Below are 2,317 nucleotides of genomic sequence, written 5' to 3'. Positions count from 1 at the left end.
CAATGCCGTGCTTACACTGAGGAAAATGTCTTGCCTAAATTTCTGCTTGACAAAGGTCGTTTCATAACAGGTATCGAGCTTACCGTTAACATAGATCCTGATGTTCATGACTATGTTATCGGCGACCCTATCCGCGTAGGTCAGATTTTAACCAACCTTCTCGGTAACGCCATTAAGTTTACCAAAAATGGTAACGTAGCTTTAAAAATTTCCAAAATGGAAAGTTCCAGTGTTCCTATCACAAAAATCAATCTTGCAATATCCGTTCAGGATACAGGTATCGGTATTGATCCAGAAAAGCAGAGTACACTTTTCAAACCGTTTACACAGGCAGATTCTTCGATTTCCCGTCGCTACGGCGGTACCGGTCTGGGACTTATCATTACCAGTCACCTGATTGAACAGATGGGCGGTAAAATCTCTCTTACCTCCGAACCTGGACAGGGTACAACCTTCAATTTCAATATCATACTTAACAAGGGAATATCACCGGTTCTCAACATCAAGACACCTGAACAGAGAGCCCTAATTCACAACAGAGTAGTAGTAATTGAAAACAACACCTGGGTACGAGACTCTATCAAGAGCATTCTTCAGGAACTTGAAATGGATGTATTTGCCGTCTCAACAACCGGTGCAATTAATGCTCTGGCCTCAGCAGACAGTCCTGATTACATAGTTGTGGGCCAGCCAAGTAATTTCGAATTCAACAGAATGCTCACAACCTTCAACTCTCTCGATTTGTCCAAAGTCAAGAAGGTTATCGTTGCCGTTAACACTATGGATGAAAAGGTTCACAGAGAGCTTCTCGATATGTCACCAAAGGTTTCTGTTCTTGTTAAACCTGTTACAACAGAAAAGATTCTCCAGAATCTGATTATGTCAGAACAGGAAAATATTAACCGAACAGAACATCCTGACATGACAAAAGTACAGACCTCAACCGCAGAAAGTACTGACGTCTCACAGAAGGAAAAAAATACTCAGGCTACCGAATCAGACACAACTGATGAAACAGTCAATACCAATCTGATTCCGGCTTCCGTACTCGCCGTAGATGATAATCCTATAAACCTTTCTCTTATCAAAGCTCTGTTAAAGGATCTGGTTACGGACGTATACACAGCTTCAGACGGACATGATGCCATCGAACAGTGTCTGCATACTGAATTTGATCTGATATTCATGGATATACAGATGCCTATAATGGATGGCGTTACGGCCATGAAGACAATCAAGAAAGGCATAAACAACAAAAATACTCCTATAGTTGCCGTAACAGCTCTGGTAGTAAAGGAAGAGCAGGAACGATTCATTCGCGAAGGCATGGCAGACTACCTGTCAAAACCTCTTGATGAAGAACTGCTGAAAAAAATGGTTCATAAATTCTGTAAAGCCGCACCTGCAGTTGCCGGGCCAAAACCTAACTCTAAGGCATCAGAAGAAGAGCAGACAGGAAATCAGCAGCATAAGAGCAAAAAGATTAAGCTGGTTAAGAACGAAACTAAGCAGAGCAGTTCCGAAGTAAAGGATAATCAGAATTCCAAAACTATTGAGTCTAAAACGGGGAAATCGGATATCACTGATACTAAAGTAAAATCTGCAACTGTTGCACCGCAGATAAAGCCTGTTCCACTAACCGGAAAGAAAAACACCGGGACCGCAACTGTAGGCATAAAGAATCCAAATGCCGCCAAGCTCCCTATTAAGAATCAGACTGGATCTGCACAGAATAAACAGGCAGACAAAACTGTTCAGCAGAATAATCAATCCATCCCCGTGATACAGAGTAACGCCCTTTGGACAGTCTCTGAAGCACTGACCAGAGCCGCAAACAAAAAAGAACTGGCTATAGAAATGCTTCAGGGATTCCTTGACAGTATTCCAAAGTTTGAAAAGGACTATCAGTCACTTAAAAACGGCGAGGGGGCTGTTCTGGCACCGGTAATTCATAAATTTGCCGGTGGAGCAGTATACTGCGGCATGCCAAAGGTGAAAGAACTGTGCAACACCATTGAGCTAGCCCTTAAACAGGGGGATACGATTGATGATATCGAACCGGAACTTCTTGAACTTGAAGATTTTATTGACAATATAAAGAAAAACGGCCAAAAATGGCTACAGCAGCTCAAAGAAGCAAAAGTTCCGTCAAAGAAATAAATCACTGCGTATGATACAGCTAAAGCCCTCGATTATTTACCATAACCGAGGGCTTGCCATATAACCTAAACTCCGCACGCCCTAGTTTATAACTAGGGCGAATCTCATCATAAAACCATTAAATATCACATTTATTCCCATGTTTTTAAAAAATTCT

The 2,317-nt window shown here is 41.8% G+C and carries 1 protein-coding gene; it reads left to right on the top strand.

What is annotated here, in order from left to right; translation table 11 throughout:
• On the top strand, positions 1-2,160 hold a 2,160-nt coding region (locus T489_RS0112170; RefSeq protein WP_031580285.1), incomplete at its 5' end, for an ATP-binding protein.
• Positions 2,161-2,317: the final 157 nt, after the last annotated feature.

Origin of the sequence: Ruminobacter sp. RM87 (assembly GCF_000701925.1) — a bacterium.
GTDB classification, from domain to species: domain Bacteria; phylum Pseudomonadota; class Gammaproteobacteria; order Enterobacterales; family Succinivibrionaceae; genus Ruminobacter; species Ruminobacter amylophilus.
The sequence above is the reverse complement of the archived record's forward strand: the minus strand, read 5'-3'. Positions and strand labels throughout refer to the sequence as shown.